This window comes from Pseudoalteromonas sp. MelDa3 (assembly GCF_002863625.1).
GTDB classification, from domain to species: domain Bacteria; phylum Pseudomonadota; class Gammaproteobacteria; order Enterobacterales; family Alteromonadaceae; genus Pseudoalteromonas; species Pseudoalteromonas arctica.
The window spans coordinates 1-5,141 of sequence record NZ_PJBR01000146.1 but is presented as its reverse complement, the minus strand read 5'-3'; the positions used below and the strand labels follow the sequence as shown (position 1 = coordinate 5,141).

General features: G+C 38.9%; 5 protein-coding genes and 1 pseudogene. 3 read left to right on the top strand and 3 right to left on the bottom strand.

From position 1 onward, the window contains the following. The first annotated feature begins 77 nt into the window (after positions 1 to 77). The 3 genes and pseudogenes from CXF89_RS18200 to CXF89_RS18190 all read left to right on the top strand — a co-directional run bounded on the left by CXF89_RS18200 (position 78) and on the right by CXF89_RS18190 (position 2,147). Entirely contained in the window at positions 78 to 632 is a 555-nt protein-coding gene (locus CXF89_RS18200; protein ID WP_121955388.1) for a thioredoxin family protein, read from the top strand. After that, positions 629 to 1,404 (top strand): annotated as a pseudogene (locus tag CXF89_RS18195) (glycine betaine ABC transporter substrate-binding protein). The gene CXF89_RS18200 and the pseudogene CXF89_RS18195 overlap by 4 nt, the downstream one beginning before the upstream one ends. An 89-nt stretch (positions 1,405 to 1,493) precedes the next feature. Continuing rightward, positions 1,494 to 2,147 carry a nitroreductase family protein gene (locus tag CXF89_RS18190; RefSeq protein WP_007581884.1) on the top strand — a complete coding sequence of 218 codons (654 nt, stop codon included), beginning with the start codon at positions 1,494 to 1,496 and terminating at the stop codon, positions 2,145 to 2,147. Positions 2,148 to 2,332: 185 nt separating this feature from the next. On the opposite strand, the gene grxB is transcribed toward CXF89_RS18190, so the two are convergent. The 3 genes from grxB to CXF89_RS18175 form a co-directional block, all read right to left on the bottom strand. Then, positions 2,333 to 2,965, bottom strand: a complete 633-nt coding sequence (gene grxB, locus CXF89_RS18185) for a glutaredoxin 2 (protein WP_121955387.1) — start codon at positions 2,963 to 2,965, stop codon at positions 2,333 to 2,335. 217 nt (positions 2,966 to 3,182) lie between these two features. Next, positions 3,183 to 4,319, bottom strand: a complete 1,137-nt coding sequence (locus tag CXF89_RS18180) for an L-dopachrome tautomerase-related protein (protein ID WP_121955386.1) — start codon at positions 4,317 to 4,319, stop codon at positions 3,183 to 3,185. Positions 4,320 to 4,327: 8 nt separating this feature from the next. Beyond that, a complete protein-coding gene (locus CXF89_RS18175) occupies positions 4,328 to 4,819 on the bottom strand; it encodes a cupin domain-containing protein (RefSeq protein WP_007584521.1) in 492 nt (163 codons plus the stop codon). Between the last annotated feature and the right edge of the window lie 322 nt (positions 4,820 to 5,141).

Here is a 5,141-nt window from a genome sequence, read left to right as displayed (position 1 = left end):
GCGTTTTCGCTTTAATCAAAAATAATTAATTATTTTTATAAGCCAGCCATACGGGCTGGCTTTTTAGGAGTTAACGTATGTTATTAGATACACCAATTTGTGATTTTGGCTGGCAAGCCCCTAGCTTCACACTAAAAAACCCATTAGGTGAGTCGTTTTCATTAGCCGATAATCTGGGTGAAAATGGCTTACTTATTATGTTTATTTGTAACCACTGCCCTTATGTACAACGTATAGCCAATCGCTTGAGCCAAGACACCGCGACACTTATTAGTGAAGGCATTAATGTATTAGCTATCATGTCAAACGACTACCAATATGTAGCAGAAGACTCTCCTGCCAATATGGAAAAATTTGCTAAACAACATGGCTTTTTATTTCCCTATTTGGTTGATGAAGACCAGCGCGTAGGCAAAGCCTATGGCGCGGTATGCACACCTGACTTTTTTGGTTTTAACAAGCATGGGCAACTGCAATACCGTGGCCGCTTAGACGATACAAAAATGAATGGCACCACACATCGTACCCCTGAGTTAGTTAATGCAATGCGCCAAATTGCCGCAACAGGCAAAGGCCCTCAGCAGCAAACACCTAGCATGGGCTGCTCTATTAAATGGAGTAATACATTATGAGTACACCACATTTAAAATTAGGTGTAACCGATTTATCATTTCATCGAGTTACCGCTTCAATTATCAGCCATGTTTTAACTGATATGGGCTTTAGCGTTGAGCGTATTTACGCGCCGCATCAAGATAACTTTAAAAATTTAAAATCAGGTGAGATAGACCTACTCGCTTCTGCGTGGCTTCCGTCAAGCCACGGTATTTATAAAGCTGATGTGGAGCTGGTTATGCCACTTATTGAACTTGGCTTACATTACCAACCTTATGCTCACTGGGGCGTACCCGATTACATACCAGAGCATGCCGTAAGCCAAATTAGCGACTTACTGAAACCTGATGTCCTTGCCAAAATGCAAAAACGATTCAGGGCATAAATGCCGGTGCTGGCATTACGCGCTTTTCAATTAACATGATTAAAGAGTACGGGTTATCTCAAGCTGGCTATGAATTTTTAACTGGCACAGAAGATGATTGCTTTAGCGCTTTTGAAAACGCCGTTGCAACTCACACATGGTGCGTAGTTCCCCTTTGGAAACCTCAATTTTTACACCATAAACATAAAATACGTGAACTTGCCGATCCACAAGGTTTACTTGGCAGCGTTGATAGAGCAGTTTTATTGCTGCGTGATGATAAACAAGCGCTCTTTAGTCAAGCTCAATTAGACACACTTGATAAGTTACACTTTTCAAACGACATAATTGCCGCACTTGATTATAAAGTTAGCAAAGAGCGACAAGTACTTGATGACGTAACGCGCCAGTGGCTCAACCAGTAAGTAATTAAATAGTTATACGGGCTTTGTTTTTAATAAAACGGCTCAATATAGTAAACATCGGTCAAACAGGCCACTTAACGGAGAAACAAATGACTCACCCAATTATTAGTGATTTAGAAAAACGTTACACAACTAAACGTTATACAACCAAGCGTATTGTTCAAGATGACCTAGACGTAGTTTTTGAAGCTATGCGTCTTTCTCCTTCATCTATTAACTCACAACCTTGGAAATTTATCGTTATTGAGTCTGACGAAGCTAAAGAACGTATGCATAATACCTTTGCTAATAAGTTTCAATTTAATCAGCCTCATATTAAAACAGCGTCGCACGTTATTTTATTTGCTCACAACCCTAAATATACACGCGAAGATTACGCACAAATCATTGATGCCGACATTAAAAATGGTCGTACAAAAGCAGAAAACCGCGAACAGGCTTTTGGTGCATTTGCCTTTGTTGATATGAATACCGATGAGCAAGGTAACAATGCAACATGGACTAAAGCACAAACTTACATTGCGCTAGGTAACACCATGCATGCAGCAGCACGTTTAGGTATTGATTCAACCCCAATGGAAGGCGTAGACGCTGAACTTATTGGTGAAATCTTTGAAAAAGAGCTGGATGGCTATATTTGTGATGTAGCTTTAGTGCTTGGCTACCATGATGACTCTGAAGATTATAACGCCAAACTGCCTAAATCACGTTTAGCAAAAGAGCAAATAATCCAAGTTCTATAAGCTTTTTTAAAGCTGTGAAGGCTAACAAACGTTAGCATTCACAAAATCAAAATAAACTAAGCCACTTATATTTAAAGTGGCTTTTTGTTGCCTAATTTTTTTTGAAACAAAAAAAGACCAGTAACAAAGTCACTGGCCTGAAACGCTATACGAATGGAGTCGCACTATTTATAAAAATGGGCTTATTACTTCAATAAAGGAACGCCTGAATCTAGTGCTTCATTATTCATCCACACATTTAATTGCTGCGGCCATGTAATTGTAGGTTCACAATACAAGCCTCTTAGAATAGAAAAATAAATGGCACTATCAAACAACGAAATATTACTTTTTCCGTCTTCAATATTAAGCAGCTTTTCGCTACCGATTAAAAATGCGTTTACTTGAGAAACAATGTCACTTGTCGATGCTAATAGTTGGACAAAATTAAGATCAATTGTTTGCTTTTTATCTTCCCAAGCCACCCGGCTAGACTCAGTCTTAAATTCACTTAGACTAAGCAACGGCCAGCGAGGATAACCAATTTGTTGTAGCGGTAAAAAAGCACTGCTTTGCCATTGAAGACTATTTTTTGATGGCTCCATTGGTTCATCAACATTTTTTTGTTGTAAAAAACAGCGAATAATATAATTACTTTCAGCCATTATTGAGCCGTCGTCTTTTTCAAGAATAGGTACCATTTTTTTACCAATTAAGTTTGTTGGTGTTTCAATGTCATCATAATCAATAATAACTTCTTCAAGCTTAATATTGAGTTTTCCTGCTATATAGCTCACACGCGCAAAAAATGGACAATGTGAGTAAGTATATAATTTCATGGTATATGCCAAGGGTCAGTAATAAGGTATGTGTAATATAGCGAACTATTGAGTAGCGAAAAACGCGCTAATGATTGAAACATTATCATGATTTAATTGATAATCCCCAGTAAATACCACACACACTAGCTCAGTCGTTATTCAACTTTAAGTCGCATAAAAAAACACGCTGCTAAGCGTGTTTAATAAAGTAAGTATTTAGCTTTGGTAATAGTGCTTAGCGCCCTATTACTCCCTCAGCTAAAGGTTTAAATCTGAATATATAATAAGGGGCTTTGTTTTCTGCCTTTCCATTGTTGAGTTGTGCTGATAACGGTAACTGCGCTGCACCTGTGTACATGTAACCCTCAGTGCCAATACTTACACCATCAGGCCATATCATCTCTTTATCATAGGTGTAATCGCGGTACTGGCGCGTTTTAGCATCTATAACGCCGACCGTACGTTCACCAACAATGGTTAAGTACAGGTTATTGTCTGCATCTATGCTCAAACCACCATTTACTGGTTTTTGTGCGTATTGCTCTACGCGCTCACCTATTTGCTTATCGGTTAATTGTTCATTGGCGATATCGGCCATTTTAATACGGTAAACATATTTTTTATTAAGTGGAGCAAAATAAAGCCACTGCTGTGCGTTATCAAGCACAATGCCATCGGCACCAATAAAGGTATCAAGTTGCTTTTGTTCACTCGTACCTTTATCTATTATTATTGGCATTGAGTAATCGGGTAAAGCACTATCGTGCCCTTGCAGAACACGGCGACTCGCTCCTGTTTGTGTATTAACCACAATCAGTGCTGCTTCCTTGCCATTTGCACCATTAGCAATGCCTTCGTCTGCAATGACTAGCGTATGGTATTTGCTAGAAATAGCTAAGTCATTAAGTTGCGATTGTGGCAAAGAGATAGGGCTTGGTAAGTAAATAATTTTATTTAACTTATTGCTTATCGCATCCCACGCTATCAACTTTGGTGTTGTACGCGGCAGTGCTTGACCAGAGTCTAATATCCACACATTACCAGTATCGTCGGCTCTTACACCGAGTACCCAATTTAAGTAATCAGCAGGATTTTTTAAACTGCCATCACTTTTATATGCGTTTTGCATTTGCGCATTAGGAAATGGCACTACATCACCATTTTTTAAAAGCTCGCCTACTTTAACCTTGGGGTTATAAAATGGATGATAGCTGAAAATAAAGCGCTTATTTTGCGTATATGTAATACCGCCTACTGCGGCATCTGTTTGTGCGTAAATCTCTGACTTAACCGTTTCAGGCTCAGCCATTACCGTTGAGCTTACAAGTATGGCAATTGCCGTTAAGCCTAATTTAGATTTATTTAAAAACATAACTTACCCTACTTTTGTTGAATGTAATTAGCAGTACCATCTATCCAGTCTTGACGCGCTGGGGCAAAAAAGTCGATATCTACAGTATCTTCACTGAAGTGAAACTCGTGCGGTACGTTAGCAGGTATTACCATCATATCGCCTGCTTTCATAAGATATTGTTTGCCACCAGAGAACACTTTGGCCTCGCCAGAAATGATCCACGTTACTTGCTCGTTTGGGTGTTTATGTAAAGGCACCTTACCGCCTTTTTTAGCCACCCATTTTACAAACGTAGATTGTGTACCATGAAAATATTGACGTGTTAAATACGGCCCCATCTGCTCTTTAGGTTGGCTATCAAGATTGAGTAAAAATGGCGTGTTAGTTATATGTTCGTTGTAGTTTGCAAATATTCCCATGCCCGGCGCGGATGTTATTTGATCTTCAATTGTTGCCTTTGCAGCAAACGAACTTGCGCCTAAAAGAGAAGTTGCTAGCAATAACGTGTTAATTTTCATAATTTCACCTAAATAATAAACTATGTGCTGATGCACTAACTATTGAGGTAAAGTTTACAGGCTATAAATTTTTGAAAAACCCGCATTGGAGAGAAACATTTTCAAATAAAAACGAGTAATAACTTTTTTATTAGTAATAAAAACCCAACGTCAATGCTGGGTTTTATAATAAAATGGGTACTAGGGTCTGTTGATCTTTGCGGATTAAAATTTGTTCAAACTAGGGGCTATTTAATCGCGGCGCGAGGTTTGTAACCTAGTGGGCTAAGTAAAAACCGAGCAACAAAGAGTAAATAGCCCCTAGGAAGAACCCTTTGGGCAG